At 70.8% G+C, this 21761-nt stretch carries 16 protein-coding genes; 9 read left to right on the top strand and 7 right to left on the bottom strand.

The window, feature by feature from the left end; all coding sequences use genetic code 11:
- Nucleotides 1-18 precede the first annotated feature (18 nt).
- Entirely contained in the window at nucleotides 19-957 is a 939-nt protein-coding gene (locus IH26_RS0110590; RefSeq protein WP_030435966.1) for an RNA polymerase subunit sigma-70, read from the bottom strand.
- Between the two features lie 85 nt (nucleotides 958-1042).
- Here IH26_RS0110590 and IH26_RS0110585 point away from each other — a divergent pair, with 85 nt between their 5' ends.
- The 5 genes from IH26_RS0110585 to IH26_RS0110565 all read left to right on the top strand — a co-directional run bounded on the left by IH26_RS0110585 (nucleotide 1043) and on the right by IH26_RS0110565 (nucleotide 6688).
- Nucleotides 1043-1252 carry a dodecin gene (locus tag IH26_RS0110585; protein ID WP_030435965.1) on the top strand — a complete coding sequence of 70 codons (210 nt, stop codon included), beginning with the start codon at nucleotides 1043-1045 and terminating at the stop codon, nucleotides 1250-1252.
- Between the two features lie 41 nt (nucleotides 1253-1293).
- Nucleotides 1294-2709, top strand: coding sequence for an amino acid permease (locus tag IH26_RS0110580; protein ID WP_030435964.1), 1416 nt, complete (start codon nucleotides 1294-1296; stop codon nucleotides 2707-2709).
- Nucleotides 2699-3340, top strand: coding sequence for an HAD family hydrolase (locus IH26_RS0110575; RefSeq protein WP_030435963.1), 642 nt, complete (start codon nucleotides 2699-2701; stop codon nucleotides 3338-3340). The genes IH26_RS0110580 and IH26_RS0110575 overlap by 11 nt, the downstream gene beginning before the upstream one ends.
- A 1705-nt stretch (nucleotides 3341-5045) precedes the next feature.
- Complete coding sequence (locus IH26_RS0110570; protein ID WP_030435962.1) at nucleotides 5046-5855, top strand: slipin family protein; 810 nt, start codon at nucleotides 5046-5048, stop codon at nucleotides 5853-5855.
- Nucleotides 5856-6280: 425 nt separating this feature from the next.
- Complete coding sequence (locus tag IH26_RS0110565; protein WP_245665095.1) at nucleotides 6281-6688, top strand: hypothetical protein; 408 nt, start codon at nucleotides 6281-6283, stop codon at nucleotides 6686-6688.
- Nucleotides 6689-6946: 258 nt separating this feature from the next.
- Here IH26_RS0110565 and IH26_RS0110560 read toward each other — a convergent pair whose 3' ends face one another.
- Nucleotides 6947-7768 carry an EamA family transporter gene (locus IH26_RS0110560; protein ID WP_245665093.1) on the bottom strand — a complete coding sequence of 274 codons (822 nt, stop codon included), beginning with the start codon at nucleotides 7766-7768 and terminating at the stop codon, nucleotides 6947-6949.
- A gap of 491 nt (nucleotides 7769-8259) precedes the next feature.
- Here IH26_RS0110560 and IH26_RS0110555 point away from each other — a divergent pair, with 491 nt between their 5' ends.
- Together IH26_RS0110555 and IH26_RS0110550 are read left to right on the top strand one after the other, a co-directional pair.
- Nucleotides 8260-9114: a helix-turn-helix domain-containing protein gene (locus tag IH26_RS0110555; RefSeq protein ID WP_030435959.1), complete on the top strand. Its 855-nt coding sequence runs from the start codon at nucleotides 8260-8262 to the stop codon at nucleotides 9112-9114.
- Between the two features lie 78 nt (nucleotides 9115-9192).
- The gene (locus IH26_RS0110550) at nucleotides 9193-10137 is read left to right on the top strand and encodes an NADP-dependent oxidoreductase (RefSeq protein ID WP_030435958.1); all 945 of its coding nucleotides are present in this window, start codon (nucleotides 9193-9195) and stop codon (nucleotides 10135-10137) included.
- Between the two features lie 145 nt (nucleotides 10138-10282).
- On the opposite strand, the gene IH26_RS0110545 is transcribed toward IH26_RS0110550, so the two are convergent.
- The 5 genes from IH26_RS0110545 to IH26_RS0110525 all read right to left on the bottom strand — a co-directional run bounded on the left by IH26_RS0110545 (nucleotide 10283) and on the right by IH26_RS0110525 (nucleotide 19699).
- Nucleotides 10283-10591 (bottom strand): hypothetical protein, encoded by a 309-nt coding sequence (locus tag IH26_RS0110545; RefSeq protein WP_030435957.1) that lies wholly within the window; start codon nucleotides 10589-10591, stop codon nucleotides 10283-10285.
- A gap of 74 nt (nucleotides 10592-10665) precedes the next feature.
- Nucleotides 10666-11172 carry a hypothetical protein gene (locus IH26_RS0110540; protein WP_030435956.1) on the bottom strand — a complete coding sequence of 169 codons (507 nt, stop codon included), beginning with the start codon at nucleotides 11170-11172 and terminating at the stop codon, nucleotides 10666-10668.
- A gap of 84 nt (nucleotides 11173-11256) precedes the next feature.
- Complete coding sequence (locus IH26_RS0110535) at nucleotides 11257-12186, bottom strand: glycoside hydrolase family 18 protein (RefSeq protein ID WP_051807919.1); 930 nt, start codon at nucleotides 12184-12186, stop codon at nucleotides 11257-11259.
- A 202-nt stretch (nucleotides 12187-12388) separates the two neighbouring features.
- Nucleotides 12389-17353 carry a family 43 glycosylhydrolase gene (locus tag IH26_RS0110530; RefSeq protein ID WP_051807918.1) on the bottom strand — a complete coding sequence of 1655 codons (4965 nt, stop codon included), beginning with the start codon at nucleotides 17351-17353 and terminating at the stop codon, nucleotides 12389-12391.
- Between the two features lie 126 nt (nucleotides 17354-17479).
- Complete coding sequence (locus tag IH26_RS0110525) at nucleotides 17480-19699, bottom strand: putative bifunctional diguanylate cyclase/phosphodiesterase (protein WP_030435953.1); 2220 nt, start codon at nucleotides 19697-19699, stop codon at nucleotides 17480-17482.
- Nucleotides 19700-19862: 163 nt separating this feature from the next.
- Here IH26_RS0110525 and IH26_RS0110520 point away from each other — a divergent pair, with 163 nt between their 5' ends.
- Both IH26_RS0110520 and msrA read left to right on the top strand, forming a co-directional pair.
- The gene (locus IH26_RS0110520; protein WP_245665091.1) at nucleotides 19863-21026 is read left to right on the top strand and encodes an LCP family protein; all 1164 of its coding nucleotides are present in this window, start codon (nucleotides 19863-19865) and stop codon (nucleotides 21024-21026) included.
- Between the two features lie 219 nt (nucleotides 21027-21245).
- Nucleotides 21246-21761 carry a peptide-methionine (S)-S-oxide reductase MsrA gene (msrA, locus tag IH26_RS0110515; RefSeq protein WP_030435951.1) on the top strand — a complete coding sequence of 172 codons (516 nt, stop codon included), beginning with the start codon at nucleotides 21246-21248 and terminating at the stop codon, nucleotides 21759-21761.

Here is a 21761-nt window from a genome sequence, read left to right as displayed (position 1 = left end):
ACTGTGGATACCAGACGGTCACTCCGCGGGCAGGCGCTCCGGGAGCCCGAGCCGCGGGAACTGGTCGGCGTGGAAGGTGATGATCTCGGCGATCGCCCCGCCGGTGATGCGCAGGACGTCGAGCGTCAACGGCAGGTACGCGCCCGCCGGCTCCCGCCACAGGTAGAAGGCGGCGGCGGGCTGCCGATTTACCGCGGTCAGCATGGAGCGCATCGGTCCCAGGCCCTCGAAGCCGTCCGCGATCCAGTCGTTCACCACCGCCTCGCGGCCGATGAACAGGCCCGGCGTGGGCGGCATCGAGCAGCGGACGTCGTCCCGCAGCAGCGCGGCGAGCCGGCCGACGTCGGTGGCCACGGCGGCGTCGAGGAAGCGGCGCACCAGCTCGCGCGTCCCGGGGTCGCTCTCGCCGCCGGTCCAGTCCTGCCGCTCGGCGGGCAGGTGCTCCCGCATGCCGGCGCGGGCCCGCTGCAGGGCGCTGTTCACGGAGTTGACCGAGTCGCCGAGGAGCTCCGCGACGTCCTTCGCCGGCCAGCCGAGCACGTCCCGCAGGATCAGGGCGGCCCGCGGGCGCGGCGCGAGGTGCTGGAGTGCGACCACGTATGCCAGCTCGATGGTCTCCCGAGCGACGGCGGCGGTCTCCGGAGTGTTCTCGTCGAGCAGTCGGTCCGGATAGGGCTGCAGCCACAGCACCTCGCCACCGGTCGCGGGCTGCGGGCGGCGCTGGGCGAGCAGGTCCAGGCAGGCGTTGGTGGCGATCCGGTACAGCCAGGCCCGGAACGTCGAGCGGCCCGCGAAGGTCTCCCGCCGTCGCCAGGCGCGCAGGAACGTCTCCTGAACCGTGTCCTCGGCGTCCTCGAACGAGCCGAGCATCCGGTAGCAGTGCACGTGCAACTCCCGGCGGTGCCGCTCGGCCAGCCCCGAGAACGCCGGCTCCGCCAGCCGCGTGTCCGCAGTCATCACGTCATCCTTCCGTCTCGTCGTGTGCCTCGTACATGAGACGCGTGCGGGCGCGGGAACTCATCACTTCTGGTTGAGTGGGCTCATGACCAATCACGTGTACCGGCTGACCGAGGTCGTGGGGAGCAGCCCCACCAGCGTCGACGACGCGATTCGCACCGCTATTCGCAAGGCCGCCCAAACCGTACGCAATATCGAATGGTTTGAAACGCAGGAGGTCCGTGGGCAGGTGGCCGACGGTGACGTGGCGTATTACCAGGTCCGGTTGAAGATCGGCTTCCGCGTCGAGGACTGATCGAGTGGCGCCCTCGGCCGGGGACGAGTAGATCCATATGCATGGATGTGCGATCGGAGCTGTTCCGGCGCAAGCCGGTCGAGGACATCACGGACGAGGGAGGCAGCGGCCTCCAGCGGTCGCTCGGGCTGTTCCAGCTGACCGCGATCGGCGTCGGCGGCATCATCGGCGCCGGCATCTTCGCGCTGGCCGGGGCGGTCGCCAACAAGACGGCCGGCCCCGCGGTCGTCATCTCCTTCCTGATCGCGGGCGTGGCCTCGGCGTGCGCCGCGCTGTCGTATGCCGAGTTCGCCGGCCTGATCCCGCGGGCCGGCTCGGCCTACACGTACGGCTACGCGGTGCTGGGCGAGATCGTCGGCTGGTTCATCGGCTGGGACCTGCTGCTGGAGTACACGGCGATCGTCTCGGTGGTGGCGATCGGCATCAGCGGTTACTTCTCGTTCCTGCTGGACGACATCGGGATCCACCTGCCGGCGTGGATGCTGGGCGCGCCCGGCACCGGCCACGGGCACGTGATCGACCTCTTCGCGGTGGTGTTGTGCCTGCTCATCGCGTACCTGCTGAATCGGGGCATCCGCACGGCGGCCCGGACCGAGACGGCGGTGGTCGGCATCAAGGTCGCCGTCGTCCTGCTGGTGATCGTCGTCGGCATGTTCCACATCAATACGGCTAACTACACCCCCTTCTTCCCGTACGGGTGGGGAGGGGCGATCACCGGCGCCTCCACGGTGTTCTTCGCGGTCTTCGGCTACGACGCGATGAGCACCGCCGCGGAGGAGTCGCACGACGCCCGGCGCCACATGCCCAGGGCGATCATCTATTCGCTGGTCATTTCCATGATCCTGTACGTGCTGGCCTGCCTGGTCCTCACCGGCATGCAGCACTACACCGAGATCGACCCGGAGAGCGGCTTCAGCAGCGCCTTCGCCTCGGTCGGCCTCTCCGGCCTGGCCGACGTGATCGCGGTCGGCGCCATCATCGGCATCCTCACCGTGATGTTCACCTTCATGCTGGGCGTCACCCGGGTCTGGTACTCGATGAGCCGCGACGGCCTGCTGCCCCGCTGGTTCTCCCACCTGCACCCGGCCCGCCAGGTGCCCAGCCGGGTGACCTGGATCGCCGGCGTGGTCTCCGCGATCATCGCCGGCTTCCTGCCTATCGAGCAGGCCGCGGAGCTGACCAACATCGGAATCCTGCTCGCCTTCGTGGTCGTCTGCGTGGCGGTGATCGTGCTCCGCTACCGCCGCCCCGACCTGCCAAGAGCCTTCCGCCTGCCGGCGATGCCCGTGGTCCCCGCGATCGGCGTGCTGTTCTCGCTGTGGCTGATCACCTACCTTTCCCCGATCACCTGGCTCCGCTTCGCCGTCTGGTTCGTGCTGGGCCTTCTGGTGTACGCGTTCTACAGCCGCCACCATTCCGCCCTACGCTCCCCTCATGATCCGCGCAGTGATCATTGACGTAGACGACACCCTGTGCCTGACCGAGGAGGCCTCGTTCCACCTGGAGAACGAGGTGCTGACCCAGCTGGGCCGCCCACCGATGCCCCGCGCCCTGCACCTGGCCACCTGGGGCGAGCCCTTGCTGTCGGCCATCACCCACCGCTCACCCGGCGTGGACGTGACCCGCTTCGCGGCCCTGTTCCCGCCCGCCCACCAGCGCTACGTGGCTTCGGGTCGCCTGGACGTGATCCCACCCGAGAACCTGGCCACCCTGGACCACCTGCTCCGCCAGGGCCGAACAGTCATGCTCCTGACCTCCCGAGCCGAGCCGGAAGTACGCCACCTCCTCGCACCCGACCACGCCCTGGCCACCCGGGTAACCGCCGCCTACCACCAGGGCAATACCCGCTTCCGCAAGCCCGACCCCCGAGTCTTCGACGAGCTACTGTCCGAAACGGGCCTGAAGCCACCCCAGTGCGTCTACGTAGGCGACTCCCCAGGCGACGCGCTGGCCGCCGGCGGCGCCGGAATCCCCTTCATCGCCTGCCTCCAGAGCGGCGTCCGCGCCCTTCACGAATTCGACCCCCGCCACGTCACCGCAGCGGTGGACTCCTTCCCCCAAATCCCCTCGGTGATCGCGGCTTTGTAGTCAATTCCGAGGGTGCGTCCTTTCGCGGGCGGCGCCCGTTTCTGATTCGTGGTCGGTGGCGATTGGTGGTAGGCTCTGGAAATGGTGGAGGTCGCCGCGGAAGCTCGCTCGGAATATGCCGGGAAACGAATGGCGAGCCCGGTGATGAATTGTCGCTCGACCGTTGTTTTGGACGCCGCGCCGTGGTGGGTTGGAGCGCGGCGGATGGGTGGCGCGCGGGGCTTGCGACCGGCGCAGGCGTGGGCGTGCGGCTGGGTGGCTGCTTCGCGGGGATGCTGGGCGCGGGGCTTGCGTGGGCGTGGGTGTGCGGCTCGGCGGCCGTTCGGCTGGGAAGTTGGCCGCCGGGGCTTGCGCGGGCGCGGGCGTCGGCGCGGACGTGCGGCTGGGTGGTTGCTCGGCGGGGAGGTCGCGCGTGCGGCTCGGCGGCTGTTCGGCTGGGAAGTTGGCCGCCGGGGCTTGCGCGGGCGGGGGTGTGCGGCTGTGTGGCTGCTCCGCGGGGATGCTGGGCGCGGGGCTCGCGTGGGCGTTTGGCGTGGACGTGCGTCTGGGTGGCTGGTCGGCGGGGAGGTCGCGCGTGCGGCTCGGCGGCTGTCCGGCTGGGAAGTTGGCCGCCGGGGCTTGCGCGGGCGGGGGCGTGCGGCTGGGTGGCTGCTTGACTGCGAGGCTTGCCGTCGGCGCGGGCGCGGGATGCCGTGGCTGCTCAGGCTGGGCGATGACATGCTCGGCCTGGGTGGGCTGCTTTGGCGGGGCGGGTGGTCGGGTGGTTGCGCGCGCGGGCTGCTCTGGTGGCGTGGGCGGTTGGGTGGTTGCGTGGGTGGGCTCGGGAGTGGTCAGGGCTGCTGCCTCGGCGCGCTCGCGGCGTAGGCGCCACAGCTTTAGGCCATGGCGCTGGCGGAGGCCCCACTCGCGGTGTCGGGCGTGTTGCTCGCGAAAGCGCTCAGCCTCCTCAGAATAGCGGCGCGACTTGGTGCGATCGCGCATTCCGGCGAGTTCGGATCTGGAGAATAACCGTAGCTGTCCCACCCCGAAATTATCTCACCGAAAAGAGCGAGGCGGTAAGCCCGAACAACCATTGGATCATGCCAACCTGGGCCGGCAAATTGGCGTTGCGGAATGAAATCGATTCAATCCCACCGGGACATAATCCACCTAGCTGGAGGATGATTAGCCGCTGCCGGCCCAGCCCAACCCACCCAACATCAATGGGCGGTGTGAAGAGTGCGTGGGCAGGGGTGCCGGGCCGTGGGGAGCAGAGCCGGGCCACGACGTCACCGCGACGGGCGCCACGGTGGGTGCGTGGGCAGGGGTGCCGGGCCGTGAGGAGCAGACCCGGGCCACGACGTCACCGCGACGGGCAGGCGCAACGGTGAGTAGGCAGGGGCGCAGGGCCATGGCGAGCAGAGCGGGCACGACGCCAGCGCGACGAGCGGCACGATGGGCGAGCGGGCAGGGCACGACCGAGCGGGCAGCGCCGCGGACAAAGCCACCCCGATATTGCGTTGTGACCCCCACCGCCCCTGCGCCATCCTGATCACGGCCCCGGCGGCTTCAGAAGTACGCGCTCACGTACCGGATGCATTGGCGATCCAACCACGCTGATCCGGTGCCTTCTCGGCGACCGATCCTTCCCATCGGATCCGCTCCGGGGCCACCCCTACATCGGTGGGCCGCCCCATGCGCGCCCACGAAGCAACGAGGTGAATCAGTGTCCAAGACCGAGGTGATCGTTCAGAGCGGATTCCGTGGCCTGCGTTACTCCGACGGCCGCTTCGAGCAGGTGCTCGAGCCGGGTCGCTATGAGTTGCCCAAGCGGCGCGTGCGGCGGGTGCCGCGCGTCGTCATCGTGCCGATCGACGTGCGGGAGCGGGAGCTCACCATCAAGGGGCAGGAGATCCTCACGGCCGACAAGGTGGCCGTGCGGGTCAACATTGTCACGCACTTCCGGGTGGTCGACCCGCGGGCCGCCGTCGAGCGGGTGGCCGACTACGGCGACCGGATCTACAGCGACGTGCAACTGGCCGCGCGGCGGTCGCTGGCGTCGATGGCGCTCGAGGCCATCCTGACCAACCGTAACCAGCTCAGCGAGGACATCCTGCGGGACGTGGAGACCGTCTCGGCGGGCTACGGCGTGCAGATCATCCGGGCCGACGTGAAGGACCTGGTCTTCCCGGGCAACCTGCAGGAGATCATGAACCGGGTGCTGACCGCGCAGCGGGTCGCCGAGGCGCAGATGGTCGAGGCCCGCACCCGCACCGAGCGGGAGGCGCTGGAGGCGACCTCGAAGGCCGAGTCGACCCGCCGGGCCGCGGAGGCCGACGCCGAGGCGAAGCGGATCCGCGCCGACGCCGAGGTGGACGCGCTGCGCCGGCTGGCCGCGGCCGCTGAGGCGTACGCGCAGCACCCGGCCCTGCTGCGGCTGCGCGAGCTGGAGACGCTGGGCGCGCTCGGCGCCAACGCCGCCGCCCGCCTCTACATCGGCTTCGACAAGCACGCCGACGCAGTGACGGCGGAGTAAGGCTGAGCGCCCGGCCGGTCGAAACGCCGACCGGGCGCCCGCCCACCAGCACCTGATCAAACGTCGGCCCGTTCAGCCGCGGCAGCTCCATCTGCTCCACCCCGTCGAACACCCCGGCGGCCACCGCGGCCACGTCCGAAGGGTTCCACCGCGGCCCCATCAGCATCCGACGAGAGCCGCCCGCCGGCAGAGCGTCCCGGCCGGGGAAATCGTGCGCTGAAGATCTTCCGGAGCCAACCCAACTCCCCAGGCGGACGAAGGAGCTAAATCGAGCTAGTGGGCCGGAGGCTACTCACCCGTTTCGCCGTTGTGCAACGGGTCACGGCCGCGCAGCTCCGGGGAAGTTTCGTTGTTCCGCTCTTTCGTGTCGCCGCAAAGCGCGGGCAACTTTCCCACCTAGCTCGATTTAGTGCTAGCTCGGTTTAGTGACTCTGAGCGGGAACTTCGGAGGGCTGGATGACGTCTACCACCACCCCGTCGGCGGCCGGCCTGAGGCTGCTGCACGACTTCTCGCTGGAGATGACCGCCGGCGTACGGGAAAGGGTATTGATCTTCCGGTTCGGATCGGGTTGCCCGGCCCGGCCGGCATCCGCAAACTGCTGCGTTTCGCCGCGAGATTCGGCGTCGGGACCAGCGCGTCGATCGCCCGGAAGTACGGCCTGTCGCTGACCAACCTGATGGGCACGGCCGGCCCGGACAAGTTCCTGCGCGCGCTCGCCACCGACTATCACCCCGACCGGCACGGCGAGGTGAAGCTGCATTTCTACCCCTTCGGCGGGTTGCGGGCCACCTCGGAATGGCTCGCCGACTTCCGCCAGGGGCGGCTGACGTGACCGTACGGATCGAGCTGGCCGCCGACCCCGCCGTGCACGGCACCCTGCTCCAGCCGCCGCTCCCCGCCCACCTCGACCCGGCCGCGCTGATCGACCGGATCCCGGTCGGCAAGGACGTCGACGTCGGCATCCACCGCACCCCGGAGGGCGTGGCCGGCGACGTCCGCGCCGGGGAGCTGACGGGTCACCCCGGTGCCCGGCGGCGTCGGCCCGATGACCATCGCGATGCTGCGGGTCGACACCCTCGCCGCGGCACGATCAGCGCGCCAGGCAAGCGACGGAGAAAAGAGCGGTCAAAACCCCATACAGGTGTACGGCGTGAAGCCGTTCCCGCAGGAGTGACCGGTTCAGCAGAAGCGTGACGGCCGGGTAGAGGGACGCCACCACGGACGCGGGCGTGAGAGCCGACGCGGCCGCCGCGATGAACGCCGCGTCGGCGAGCGCGTCCGTGGCACCGACCGCCACGATCGGGGCGCGCAGCAGCGTCCGGTCGCAGCGGCCGAGCGCCACCGCCAGGGCCAGCGCGGCCAGCCCCTCGGTGATCCGGGCCGACGCGAGGGCCCAGAACTCGTCCGCCGCGCCGGCCTCGTGCAGCAGGACGAAGTAGACGCCGAGCCCCAGCGCGGCGCCGAGCCCGCACAGGTTCGCCGACCGCCGGCCGCGGCGAGCGGCGACCGATCCCGGGACCGGCCAGCCGGCCATCGTGCCGCCCAGCAGACCGGTCACCACGCCCAGCCCGGCGACGACGTCGAGCCGGTCGCCGTGCAGCAGCCCCCACCCGACCGGAACCAGGGCGGCGACCGCGGCGACCGGCGCCACCAGGGCGGGCGAGCCGTCCCGCATCGCCCGGTAAAGCAGGCCCATCGCCGGCATCCCGGCCACGCCGGCCGCGACGCCCAGCCACAGCCGTGCGTCTCCCGGCGGCGGCACCCCGCGGACCGCGGCCACCGGCAGGGTCAGCAGCATCGCGGCGACCTGCGAGCCGATCAGGATGGTCAGCACCGGAATGCGCCGGGCGAGCGCCCCCGCGAGGAAGTCGGACACTCCCCAGGCGGCGGCCGCCCCCGCCGCGACCGTCATCAGCCAAGCCATGCCCGTCAGGGGTGCGCACGGTCGGCGCCGGATACACAGGACGTCATGCGGCCGATGATGCCGGGCGTAAAGGCACAGGTCAGTCGCCCTGAGGTGGGTGCTCTGCGGGGGTAGCCCGATCGGTTCGACCGTCACGAACGAGTGGCGTGCCCGGTCTTGATGACATGTCGTCACCCAGCTTCGAAGCCGATATCCGCCGGCGACGTCCGCCGGCACGCGGAGCGGATCTACGGTCAGCTCAGCGCCGGCGTGATGCCGTGCGACGGCGCCTGGCCGGAGCCGGACACCAGGCTCCTCGACCAACCCGGTCCTCCCGAACTGACGACCGGCCCTCGGCCACCGCAGGGTGGAATGTCGCGTCCACCACGCACAGACCATCATGCGGTGGCCGTCCTCGTACCGCGGGATCCGAGGTCACCTCACCAACGGTGGCCGCCGTACCAGCTGCTTTGTCTGGGCGGTCCCGGCACACTTGGCCCGTGGAGCGTGATGAGTTCGGCGCCGCGGTGCGCCAGTTGCGGGAGAGTACGGCCCCTGCGGCTGTCGGGCTGCCGGTCGGTCGCCGGCGGGTGCGCGGGTTGCGGCGGGAGGAACTCGGCGAGCTCGCGGGGATGTCCGCGGATTACGTGCGCCGCCTGGAGCAGGGGCGCAGCCATCCGTCGGCCGGGGTGGTGAAGGCCATCGCCCGGGCGTTGCGGGTCGGGCGGGCGGATTACGAGCGGCTCAGCGCGCTGGCCGGGTACGCCGCCGCGGACGGGCAGGTGCCGACCGAGGTCGGTCCGGGTGCGATGCGGCTGCTGGAGCGGTTCACCGACACGCCGATGTTCGTCTCCGACGCGGCGATGAATCTGATCGCCGTGAACAGCGCGTTCCTGGCCCTGCGGCATTGGGACCTGACCGGGGACCCGTGGGAGTGGAACATCGCCTGGCGGAGCTTCTGCGATCCGTTCAGTCGTTTCCAGCAGTCCGCCGCCGATGCGACCGATCATCAGACGATCCTCGTGGCCCAGCTGAGGAGCGCGCTGTTGCGTTACCCCGCCGATGCCTCGCTGGCCGCGCTGGTCGACGAGTTGCGGACCCGAAGCCGCCTGTTCGACACCCTGTGGCGCACGCCCCGGCCGGTGGCGGCTTACGAGAGCAGCGCCGAGTTCATTCATCCGGAGGCCGGCTCGCTCACCCTCGTCGGCAGCCTGCTGGCCATCCCGGGCGATGACTTGGCGGCGTTGATGCTTACCGCGGCGCCGCAGTCGGCGGACGCGGCGCGGCTCGCGGAGATCGTCGGCGACGCCGGGGAGCCGGCCATCGTCAAGGTGGGCCTACCTGGCCCAGGCTGATCCCGCCGGTACCTGCGAAGTTTGGTGACGTCTCCAGCAACCGCCAGATGGACGGCGTTCACGGAAGCAGGTGCAGCAATGAAGGCAGTACGTTTTCACGAGTTCGGTGGTCCCGAGGTTCTGCGCTACGGGGACGTGGCGGTGCCTGTCCCGGCCGCCGGTCAGGTCCGGATCCGGGTCGCCGCGACGTCGTTCAACGGCGTCGACGGCAACATCCGCGCCGGCTACATGCAGGGCCCGATCCCGGTCGAGCTGCCGCACACGCCCGGTATCGACGTCGCCGGCGCGGTCGACGCACTCGGCGATGACGTGGCCGGCATCGCGGTCGGCGACCGGGTCATCGGTTTCCTGCCGATGACCGGGCCCGGGGCGGCGGCGGAGTATGTGATCGCGCCGGCCGAGATCCTGACCGGCGCACCCCGGAACATCCCGCTGGCCGACGCGGCGGCGTTGCCGCTGGTCGGTCTGACCGCCTGGCAGGCGCTGTTCGACCACGGCAAGCTGACCGCCGGCCAGCGGGTGCTGATCAACGGCGCCGGGGGAGCGGTGGGCGGATACGCCGTCCAGCTGGCCAAGGAAGTCCGTGCCGAGGTGGTCGCCACGGCCGGGCCGCGCAGCGCCGAGCGGGTCAAGGCGGCGGGCGCCGGCGAGGTGATCGACCACACCACCACGGAGGTGACCGCGGCGGTGACCGAGCCGGTCGATCTCGTCCTCAATCTCGCACCGGTCGCTCCGGAACAGCTGGCCGCGCTGCTCACGCTGATCCGGGACGGCGGCACCCTGGTCAACACCACCGTCTGGATGCCGGCCCCCTCCGACGAGGCGCGCGGTGTGCGCGGCATCGACCTGTTCGTCCGCAGCGACGCCGATCAACTCGCTGACCTGGCCGCTCGCGTCGGCACCGGTGAGCTGCGCGTCGAGGTCGCCCAGCGGGTCCCGCTGGCGGAGTTGGCGGCGGTGCACGCCCAGGCCGCCGCCGGGACGTTGCCCGGCAAGACCGTCATCGTCGCCCCGGCCGCCTGATCCCGATCGGTGAGGCCGACTGGGCGCGGATCCTGGAGGCGGGGCCGAACCTGATCGCGCTCGAACTGCGTCAGCTCAGCGGCGCGTTCGCCGCCGCCTCGGCCGACGGTGGAGCACTCGGCCGTTTCACCGCACCGCTGCACTACTACGGGGTCGGTCTGGCCGGTGCGGAGACCACCCCGGACCTCGAGGCCGTACGGTCGGCGCTCGAGCCGTCCTTGACCGGATTCACGTCGCCCAACTTCGTCGACGACTTCCGGCGGCCGCAGCGACGTACGACGACCGCGGTGCGGTAGACGACCTTCGCGACGCGATCGGCCCGGGTGGAACGCGGCACCGGTGGCCGGACAACCGCCCAGCTGTGCGCAACCAGCACGATGTCGCGCAGGTCGCGACGGTCGATCTCGTCGACCACGAAGTCAACGCGCTGAGTCGTGACTTCGGTCGCGAACATTCCTGTGCGCGAATGTCCTGCGCGGAACCGGACCCGGCCGCAACGTGCCGCGCTGCCGGTCTCGGCCGGTCGTTCTAGGAGACGGTGGTGGGCAGCGTCGTGGTGCCGCCGCCCGAGCCGGCCGTCAGGGCGACGGTCAGGGTGGCGGTGGCGGTGTCGTTGGTGCCGGTGATCGCTATCCGGCCGTACGAGGTGAAGTCGTAGCTCCCGGTGGCGGACGGCGTCGAGGTGATGGTGAGCGTGGCGCTCGCGCCCGCCGGCAGGGTGACGCCGCAGTAGGTGATCGAGCCCAGGAGCCGGGGGGTGCACCCGTTCGTACCGGTGGCGTGCGTCGGGTGCGCTTTCGCCGGGATGTCGATGCCCATCGACACGTTGAGGGGGCCGGCCGTCGTGTTGGTGGCGGTCGCGGTGACCTGCGCGCTGCTGCCGAGCGCGATGCCGGCCGGTGCGATGGCGATGCTGCTGAGCACCGGCGGAACGGCCGCCTGGGCCGGCTGCGCGCCGGCGATCAGCGCGGCCGCCGGGAACGCGGCCGCCGCCGCGAGCCCGACGAGACGAGTGTGGCGCTGAGTCTTCTGCATGGTGACAGCGTTACACCGGCCGGCTGAAGCCGCGCTGGTGTGGCGCTGAAGCGGCCCGCCGCCACGGGCCGCTGCGCCTCGCCGTCAGCCCTGGAACTTGCCGATCACCTTGGTGTAGTCCAGGTTGCTGGTGTCCCGGCTGAGCTCCCAGTAGGTGAATCGGGTCAGGCCGTGCTGCTGCACGTACGCAAGCATGGTTTTGAAGTTGGCGACGGTGACGTTGCCGTTCGAGTCGGTCTGGCCGTTCATCGACGAGATGCCCTGCTTGGCGTAGATGCTCGCGTCGGAGCCGCCGAGGGCCGACTTGAGCTGCTTGTGCAGGCCCTCGCTGGCGGAGACGGTGGCCTTGCCGTGGTCGAGGCTGGAGTCGTTGTCGGAGAAGTCGAACGGCATGATCGTCCAGTTGTCGACCGGCGAGCCGATGGCGGCCGCCTGGCCCGGGATGCCCGCCTCGTCGCCCTCGAGCCCGTTCTTGCCGGTGCCGAGGGTGAGGATGGTCGAGATGCCGGCGTTCTTCTGCTTGACGATCTTCAGCGCCTTGAGCACCTTCTTCGACTGGCTGACCTCGCCCGCTTCCAGGTCGATGTCGATCGCCTTGAGCTTGTAAAGATCAATGACCTTCTGGTACGCGGCGGCCAGCTTGGTCTCGTTGGAGCACGAGTTGCCGAGCTTGTTGCCGGAGTAGCCGCCGAACGACACCACCACGTCGCCGCCGGCGCCGCGGATCGCGTTGATCATCTTCTGCTTGCTCGAGTCGTTGAGGGTGCCCGAGTCCCAGGTCGGGGTGCAGGTGCCCTTGTTCAGGATGAAGGCGATGGTGAACGCCTTGACGCCGGTCGCCTGCATGACCTTGACCGGGTCCTTGGAGCCGCTGACGGGGGTGTAGATGTACGGGGCGCCGCCGCGGACCGCGAGGCCGGTGGTGGCCGCCTCGCTGACCGACATGCCGGCCCAGATCCCGCCGGCGGCGACGGCCGCGACGAGGCCACAGGTGAGCGTTCTGCGGTACTTCATGGGTTCCTCCGTCGACGACTCGCGGTGGCCGGGCAGCCACCGCGGGGGGATTCGATCGACGTCGATGGTATTCGTAAAGTTGTCTAACAGATAGACTCTTTAAAGATTATTTATGGCGGCACGCACGGGCGGTGCGCGGTAAGCGTTTACCCGCCAGGGTGCTTGCGGGCGCCCCGGTGGCGGCCGGGACGCCCGCAAGCGCTTACCGCACCTGGACCAACGCCAGCAGAGGCGGGCCCGCGTTCCCGGCCCGGTCGATCGCTCGGTACAGCACCGTGTGCAACCCGCGGCCGGTGACCGTGAGCGGGCCGGTGTAGGTGTGCCACGTGCGGTCGCGGTCCACCCGGTACTGGACGAGCCGCACGCCGGAGGTCGCGTCCGAGGCGGTCAGCCGCACCGTCGCCGACTTCTTCGCGCTGGTCACCTTCGCGCCGGCGGCCGGCTTCACCGTGTCGCGCCGTACGGTCAGGACGCTCACCGGCGACCGGTTGCCCCAGCTGTCGGTGGCGCGGACCGATACCGTCGTCACGCCCTCGTGCACCGCGATCGGCGCGGTGTAAGCGCGCCACGGGCCGCCGTCGACGCGGTACTCGCGGGACGCGACGCCGGACGGGTCCTCGGCCGTGACGATCACCGACACGGCGCCGGTGTACCAGCCGTCCGTGCCGGTGGGCCGGGCCGGGGTGGTGGCCGCGGTGACCGTCGGGCCGGTCACGTCCGGCACCAGCGGGACGGTGATGCGCTGGGCCGCCGACGTGTTGCCGGCGCGGTCGGTGCCGCGGAACTCGATCTGCTGAACCCCGTTGACCGTGAACGGCGCCTGGTAGGTCTGCCAGTCGCCGGTGCCCACCCGGTACGCGATGGCGGCCACGCCCGACTCCGGGTCCTGCGCGGTCAGCGTCACCGTCGACCTCGTGCCGGCCGTGGTCACGCTCGCCGCGGTCATCGGCGGCTCGGCGTCGACCTGGACCCGGACGTCCACCGGCGCGCTGAGGATGCGGTTGTCGCCGCGGGCCCGGTAGGACACGGTGTAGCTGCCGGCGGGCAGGGCGACCGGCCCGGTGTAGGTGACCCAGTTGCCCGGCGTCAGCGCGTACAGCAGCTCGCTGTTGCCGGACCCGCCGGTCAGCGTGAGCGTCGCGCCCGCGCCCAGCCACCCCGATGCGGGCAGCGACGAGGTCGGCAGCACGCCGGTGTAGGCGAGCGGGTCCACGCTCTCCAGCGTCGGCACGACCGGCTTGATCAGGCCGTCCGCGTCGAAGGACAGCCGGTCGATGGTGGTCTCCCGGTGCGTCCCGTCGCCGCCGGGAATCGCGAAGCGGTGGTAGGCGATGTACCAGTCGTCGGTGCCCGGCACCTGGATGATCGAGCTGTGCCCGGTGCCGAGGATGCCCAGCGACCGGTCCTTGGACAGGATCACGCCGCGGGCCGTGAACGGACCGTACGGGCTGGTCGCGGTGGCGTAGCCGACGCGGTAGTCCTCGCTGCGGGTGTCGTCGATGGAGTACGTCAGGTAGTAGACGCCCTTCCGCTTGTTCATGAACAGGCCCTCGCGGAAGTCGGTGAGCCCGGTGATGGTCTGCCGCGCGCCCAGCGAGGTCAGGTCGGCGTTGAGCGGCGCGACGTAGGCGGTGCTGTTGCCCCAGTAGAGGTAGTTCTGCCCGTCGTCGTCGGTGAACACCGCCGGGTCGATCTGCTGCGCGCCGCCGAAGTCCTTGCGGTCGACCAGCGGCTTGCCCGAGTCGGTGAACGGCCCGAGTGGTGAGTCGGAGGTCGCCACCCCGATGTTGCCCGCCGCGCAGAAGTAGAAGTAGTACTTCCCGTTGGCGTACGCCGCCGTCGGCGCCCAGGCGTTGGTGTGCGCCCACGAGACGTCGGCCAGGTCCAGGATCGTGCCGTGCTTGGTCCAGTTGGCCAGGTCGGTCGAGGACCAGACGGTGAAGGTCGTGCCGCTCCAGCCGTCGAAGCCGTCGGTGGTCGCGTAGATGTAATAGGTGTCGCCGAAGCGCACGATGTTCGGGTCGGCGTACAGGCCCGGCAGCACCGGCGAGCGCATCACGTGGGTGGTCACCGTGTAGCCGCGGGTTGTTCCGTCCGGGCTGGTCACGGTGATCCGGCGCGCGGCCGACCAGTCACCGGCATCCGCGCCGGCGACGGTGGAACCGGCGGCGACGGTGAAGGCCGGGGCGAGGTGCCGCAGGTCGGTGCCCGCCTTGACCGGCAGCACGATGGTGCCGGCGTCGCTGTCGATCAGCGCCGGCGCCTTGAGGCTGTCCAGCGTCACGTCCGTCACCCGGGTGGCGTTCGCGCCGAGCCGGGCCACCTCGTCGGCGCTCAGCGCCCGGTTGTAGAGGCGGAAGTCGCGCATCTTCCCCTTGAAGTAGTGGTCGGCGGTGTAGTCGGAGCGCCCGATGTAGTTCGCCGTCGTGACGCCCCCGCCGATCGAGCCCGGCGTCAGGGTGGTGGCCGCGTTGGCCCCGACCTGCCGGCCGTCGAGATAGAGCGTCGATTTCCCACCCCCGATGGTGTACGTGAGGGTGTGCCACGCCCCGCGGGAGAGCGCGCCACTGCCGGTGGCGTTCTGCTCGGTGCTCCAGTTGCCGGAGGCGATCGCCGCCCGGTAGGCGCTGTCCCCGGTGCTGAACACGTAGCCGTTGCCGGCACCCGAGGACGTATTGCCCATGCCCCACAGGAAGTACGGCGTCTGCTGCGCCGGATCGATCCAGGTTTCCGCCGAGACCGTCATGGCGTCCAGGCCGGCCATCGCGTTGTCGGGCAGCCGCACGTAGCCGTCGGTCCCGCCGAAGGTGAGGCTGCCGCCGGCGAAGGAGGCGCCGCCCACCAGCTGCGCGTTGTTGCCGTTGCCGGAGGCGTCGGCGGCGTCGGTGGCCAGCGGGTAGCGGGCGACCAGGCCGTCGGCGCCCGCCGGGAGCGGATTCGGCACCTTGGCGAGCCGGTTGAGCTCCGCCTGGGTGATCGGCAGGACCGTGCCGTGCCGCGGGCTGGCCGGCAGCGTGTAGGACGGGGGCACCTTCCACTGCGGGTGGTTCAGGTCGTCGGTGCCGAGCGGGATGTAGCCGCGGCCGCCGTACTCGTCGACGAACAGGTAGTACTTCGAGCCGGACGTGTCACCGTCGTTGGCTCGGAACGCGGTGGGACCCTCGACGGCCGAGGTGCCGGCGTTCTTGCCGATGCAGGATGCGACGATCTTCCAGTTCGGGTTGTTCTTGTCCCACGCCGGGTCCGAGGCGTCGTCGACCGCCACGAGCGAGTCGGCCCGCTCCTGGATGATGTCGCTGCACCCGGTGACGCCGCCCTCGTCCTTGGTGAACCGGTGGTAGACGCCGCCGTCCTTGATCACCGTGCTGTCGATCCGGGACGAGCCGAAGTCCTGCCACACCTTGGGCTGGCTGAACGTCACGAAGTCGCGGGTGGTGGCGTACAGCATCTTGTTGTAGGTGTCCCCGGTGTGACCGGGGTCGGAGGCGGCGTAGATCTTCGACGCCCAGAAGACGACGTACGAGCCGAGCTCGGCCGACCAGAACGCCTCGGGCGCCCAGGTGTTGCCGGCCGTCGGCGGGGAGACCAGCACGTGCCGCTGCTGTCCCCAGTTGACCAGGTCGGTGGACTCCCAGACCTCGAGGTAGCGGCTGCCCTGGCGCTGCGAGGCGTCCCACGAGGTGCCGCCGCCGATCGACAGGTCGGTGGCGATCAGGTAGAACTTGTCGCCCTCCGGCGAGCGGATCAGGAACGGGTCGCGCAGGCCCTTGGTGCCCAGGGTGGAGGCCAGCGCCGGGTTGCCGCCGTTGAGCTCCTTCCAGCGCAGCGCGTTGTTGCCCTCGCTGGCCGCGAAGTAGATCTTCTCGCCGGCCACCGTGTTGCCGGTGAAGTAGGCGAAGGCGTAACCGGTGAGCGGAGCCGGCGCGGGCAGCGGCGGCACGACCGCGGTCAGCGTACGGCTGGCGACCGCGGAGCCGACCCGGACCGTCGCGGTCAGCCCGACCTGGCGGACCGCGCCGCCGGGGGCCGGCCGGTGCACCTCGCCGGTGGTGCCGACGGTCGCCGGGTCGGCGGACGCCCAGGAGATCCGGCTCTGGTAGCGGCCGGTCTCCGGCAGGGTCAGGTTGCCGCGTACGTCATCGATGTTGACGACGGTGAGCGACGCGGCCGCCTCGGCGGCCTTCGCGGTGTCGGACAGGTCGGCGAGGACGGTCACCGCGAAGTCGCGGGTCTCGGTCACGTCGCCGCTGCTGACGGTCGCGGTGAGGGTGACGTGCGCGTCGGCGGCCGGCCGGGTCACCACGCCCTGGTTGCTGATCACCGCGGGGTCGGAGGACGACCAGGAGATCGCGCTGCCGTACGCCGGCCCGGTCGCCGGCAGGCTCAGGTCGCCGGTCACCGCGGAGGTGTCGCCGAGCGTCAGGGCGGCCTTGTCGGCGGCCACCCGCGTACCGTCCGTCAGGGCGATGAAGGCGGCCTCGGTGGCGCTCAGCGCCCGGTTGTAGATCCGGAAGTTGCGGACCTGACCCTTCAGGTACGCGTCCGCGGTGTAGACCGAGCGGCCCAGGTAGTTCGCGCTGGTCGAGCCGTTCCCGATGCTCCCCGGGGTCAGGGTGACGCCGGTCTGGGTGGCGACCGCCTTGCCGTTCAGGTACTCGGTGGCGACGCCGTCGCCGGTCAGGGTGTACGCGATGCTCTGCCACACCCCGCGCGGGAGAGCCGCCGAGGAGGCCGCGGTCTTCTCGGTCGACCAGTTGCCGCTCGCGATCGAGGTCCGGTAGCTGTCGCCGGTGGCGAACAGGTAGCCGTTGCCGACCCCCGAGGCGTTGGTGTTGCCCAGCGCCCAGATCATGTACGGGGTGTTCTGCGCCGGGTCGATCCGTACGTCGGCCGAGACGGTGATCTGCTGCAGCCCGGACATGATGTCGTTGGGCAGCTTGATGTGCCCGTTGGTGCCGCCGAACGACACGCCGCCACCGTCCATCCAGGTGGCATCGCCCTGCAGGCTGCCGTCCCGGCCGTTGCCGGAGGCGTCGGTCACGACGGTGCCGGTGCTCTGCGTCAGGTCGTAGCGAAGCAGGAGTCCATCGGCGACCTCCGCCGACGCGGACATCCGGCCGGCGCCCACCACGGCGACGGCGGAGATCAGGATGACGACGGCGCGCACGAGCGCACGTCGGACAGCGGCAACCATGGCGGCCTCGATCGCGGGGGTACGTGGGGCGCCGCTGCGAATTCCGGCGCGGGAATGCCGGAAGTGTTAACGATAACAATCATGGGTGTCAAGATTCTGTTACGCGGCCGCGACCTCGGCCCCGCTCAGCATCGCGTCGATGGTGGCGGCCGGGAGCGGGCGGGCGAAGTGGAAGCCCTGCACGTGCCGGTAGCCGAGCTCGTGCAGCCGCTCCGCCTGTTCGGCCGTCTCCACGCCCTCGGCGACCGTGCGCAGACCCATCGTGCGGGCGATGCCGGTCAGCGCGGTGACGATCGCCTCCTGCTGCGGGGTGCCGCCGAGGCCGTCGACGAACGACTTGTCCACCTTGATGACGTCGACCGGGCAGGTACGCAGCAGGCCGAGCGACGAGTGGCCGGTGCCGAAGTCGTCCAGCGCGATGCTGACTCCGAGGTCGGCCAGCGCCTGCACGGTGGCCAGGGCGCGCCCGCCGCCGAAGACCGCGGTCTCGGTGATCTCGATGGTGAGCTGGCGGGCCGGCACGCCGTGCCGGGCGAGCGCGTCGGCCACCACGTCCGGCAGGGCCGGGTCGAGCAGTTGCCGGGCGGAGACGTTGACGGCGATCGAGCGCAGCGCGTCCGGGCCGTGCGCGCGCCGCCACGCCGCGGCCTGCGCGCACGCCGTGACGATGATCCAGGCGCCCAGCTCGACGATCAGGCCGGTGTCCTCGGCGACCGGGATGAACTCGGCGGGGGAGACCACCCGGCCGTCCGGCGGGGTCCAGCGGATCAGCGACTCGACGCCGGTCATCCGGCCCTCCGGCAGCTCGACGACCGGCTGGTAGAGCAGCTGGAACTCGCCGGCGGCCAGCGCCCGGCGCAGCTCGGCCGCGATCGTGGCGTGCTGGCTGAGTCGGCGTTCGAGCGAGGCGTCGTAGCGGACCAGCCGGCCGCCGCTGCCGGTCATCGCCTCGCGCAGCGCGATCTCGGCCTGCCGGTAGAGGTCGCCGTCGCCGTCCGCGAGGCCGATCGACACGTCGACCAGCACCTCGTGGCCGGCCGCGTGCAGCGGTTCGGCGCCGGCTTCCAGCAGCCGGTCGAGGAAGCCCGGGCCGGCCAGCGCGCCGAACTCGTCGCCGCCCAGCCGGGCCACGACCGTCCCGTCGCCGGCGAGCCGGGTCAGGCGTTCGGCGTACGCGATGAGCAGTGCGTCCCCGGCCTCGGGACCCAGCGCGTCGTTGAGCGCCCGGAAGTCCTTGAGATCCAGGAGTACGACGCTCCGCCCGCCGCCGGCCGCGGCCGCGAAGTAGCGGCGGTTGTACAGCCCGGTCAGGTCGTCGTGCATGGCGTGGTGCGCGACCGTGGTCAGCAGGGCCGCGTTCTCGGCCAGCGCGATCGCCTGCCGGGCGACCACGAGCAGCAGCAGCACCGCGGTCCCGCCGACCTGCACCACGCTCAGGTGGCCGGTACGCACGAAGATCGTGGCCAGCAGCACGCTGGTCATGCCGGTGGCGACCAGCGGGATCGCGGTGCCCCGGCGGTACGCGGACGGGATCACCGAGCGGGTCCGCCGCCGGCCCGAGCCGGTCAGGTCGCGCCGCTGCGCGCGGGCGGCCAGGACGCCGAACATGCCGACGAAGGGCAGCACGGCGGCGCTGCCGTTGAGGTACGGCCACGGGCGCAGCACCGACATCAGGATCGTGGAGAGCGGCCCGGACAGCCCGATCGGCGCCAGCCACCAGAGGCCGGCCCGCGGCACCGGGCTGGCGTGCGCCGCCATGATCTTCACGACCACCACCACGCCGGCCACCGCGATCGCCATCATCGCGATGTTCAGCCACCAGGCCGAGGCGCCGACCCCGAACCGGTCGAGGAACCAGCCGACGTACTGCGAGGAGGCGATGCCGGCGGTGACGGCGACCACGGCCACGTCGAGGACGGCCGTGGTCAGCTGGCGCCAGGTGCCGCCGCCGCCGGGCAGCCGCAGCAGCGCCGAGATGGCGAGGAGCGTGCCGATCACGTACAGCAGCAAGGTCCTGGCGCTGATCGGCGGCATGCCGGTGTAAGCGGTGGCGCCGACGTCGACGGTCTGGCTCAGGGTCGCCACGAAGACCGCGCCCATGCCGAGGGCGACGCGCCGCCAGAACCGGCGCAGGGCCCCGCCGGTGAGCCCGGCCGCGCCCCGGAAGGCGGCGACGGCGAGGCCCGGGCCGGCCACCGCCGGGATCCAGACCAGCAGCTTCGGGAAGCCGTGCCGGACGCCGAGCGCGATCAGCAGCAGCTCGCCGATCGCCAGGAGCAGGGCGATCGGCGTGTGCCAGGCGCGCCAGCGAACCACCACGCCTCCCTCCCCGTTCCGGTCGTCTCCGGGTTGATCGGCAGGCCGGACGGGAAGTTGACATCGTCGGACCGGGAACCTGGGGGTCTGCTGTGACCTGGTCCTCCCGGGTGGCCGGAGGGTTGTGGTCGGCATAACGTCGAGGTGACGAATCTTAGGGGAACCTTTGGCGGATGTCGTGGGTGCCGGCCGGCGGCGCAGCCCGGTCTGGGCGCGCTGGCTCATCGCCGTGGGCGCGTCGCTGCTGGTCGTTAGCACCGGCGTGATCGTCGCCGGCAAGGTGCTGGTGGATTCGGCGACCGGCTCGATCCATCAGCAGAGCCTGCTCGGCGGCGCGCAGGGTGCCGCGCAGCGGGCGCACGCCCAGATCACCGGGGCGAAGAACATCCTGCTGGTCGGCCTGGACACCCGGCCCGGCTGGGCGAAGGAAGGCCAGCTGAGCCGCTCCGACTCGATCATCCTGCTGCACATCCCGGCCGACCGCTCCGGGGCGTACCTGATCTCCCTGCCGCGCGACAGCTACGTGCGGATCCCGGCGTACAACAACGGCGCGCAGAGCTATTCCGGCGGAAAGAACAAGATCAATTCCGCTTTTGCGTACGGGAGCAGGGGCCTGACCGGTGCGGCGGCCGAGTCGCACGGCTTCGAGCTGCTCGCGCTGACCGTGAAGAACCTGACCGGGATCACCCCGGATGCCGCCGCGGTCATCGACTTCTCCGGGTTCACCCAGGTCCTGCAGCTGCTCGGCAAGGTCTGCATGTACGTCGACGAGAACGTCACCTCGATTCACCTCGGGCACACCGCCGACGGCAAGACGGCGGTGCCCTACACGACCGACTCGGCCGGCGCCAACCCGCGCAAGGTCCCCGGCGTCACGCCGAACTTCTACGCCAAGGGCAACCACTGCTTCACCCCGGCCGAGGCGCTCGACTTCGCCCGGCAGCGCGACCTGCTGGCCAACCACGACTCCGACTACGGCCGGCAGCGCCACCAGCAGCAGCTGCTCAAGGCGATCCTGAAACAGGCGGTGCACGACGGGCTGAACTCGCCGACCAAGCTGCCCACCCTGCTCGCCGCGATCGGCAAGACGATGACGGTGGACACCGGCGGCATCGCGCTGGAGGACTGGGCGTGGGCGATGAAGGGGCTCAATCCCGACCAGATCGTCACACTCAAGACCAACGACGGCAAGTTCAACAGCCGCAGCGTCGCCGGCATCGGCGACGTGGAGATCCTCGACCAGACGAGCATGGCCATGCTGAAGGCGGCCAAGGACGACACCATGGCGGCCTTCGTGGCCGCACACCCCACCTGGGTCGCCTCCAGCTAGACATCTTCGGGGTGGCTTGCCAGGGCCCGGGGGCTGCGTGGTTGCTGCTTGTGCGGCCGCTCGGGCTGAGTGGGTGGCAGTTGCGTGAGCGGCGGCCGGCCACAACGGTGGTGACTTGCTGTTCGTGACGAACGGATGCGCTTCAAGGTTCATCGACGGCCGGCGCACGATGGTGACTTGCTGCTGAGCCGGATCAGCCGGCGCGGGTACCGTGGCCGCATGAGTCAAACCGAGACCGCCATCCTGGCCGGCGGTTGCTTCTGGGGCATGCAGCAACTCATCCGCCGCCGGCCCGGCGTGCTCAGCACGCGGGTCGGCTACTCCGGTGGCGACGTGCCGGACGCCACCTACTACAACCACGGCACCCACGCCGAGGCCATCGAGATCACCTTCGACCCGGCCGTCACCTCGTACCGGGAGCTCCTGGAGTTCTTCTTCCAGGTCCACGACCCGACCACCCTGAACCGGCAGGGCAACGACGTCGGGCTCAGCTACCGCTCGGCCATCTTCTACACCACCGACGAGCAGAAGCGGATCGCCGAGGACACCATCGCCGACGTGGAAGCCTCCGGCCTCTGGCCCGGCAAGGTGGTCACGGCGGTCGAGCCGGCCGGCCCGTTCTGGGAGGCCGAGCCCGAACACCAGGACTACCTCGAACGCATCCCGGACGGCTACACCTGCCACTTCCCGAGGCCAGGCTGGGTCCTCCCACGCCGCAACGCCACCCCGGCGTAA

The organism is Actinoplanes subtropicus (genome assembly GCF_000721705.1).
GTDB classification, from domain to species: Bacteria; Actinomycetota; Actinomycetes; order Mycobacteriales; family Micromonosporaceae; genus Actinoplanes; species Actinoplanes subtropicus.
This window is presented reverse-complemented; position numbering and strand designations above follow the sequence as displayed.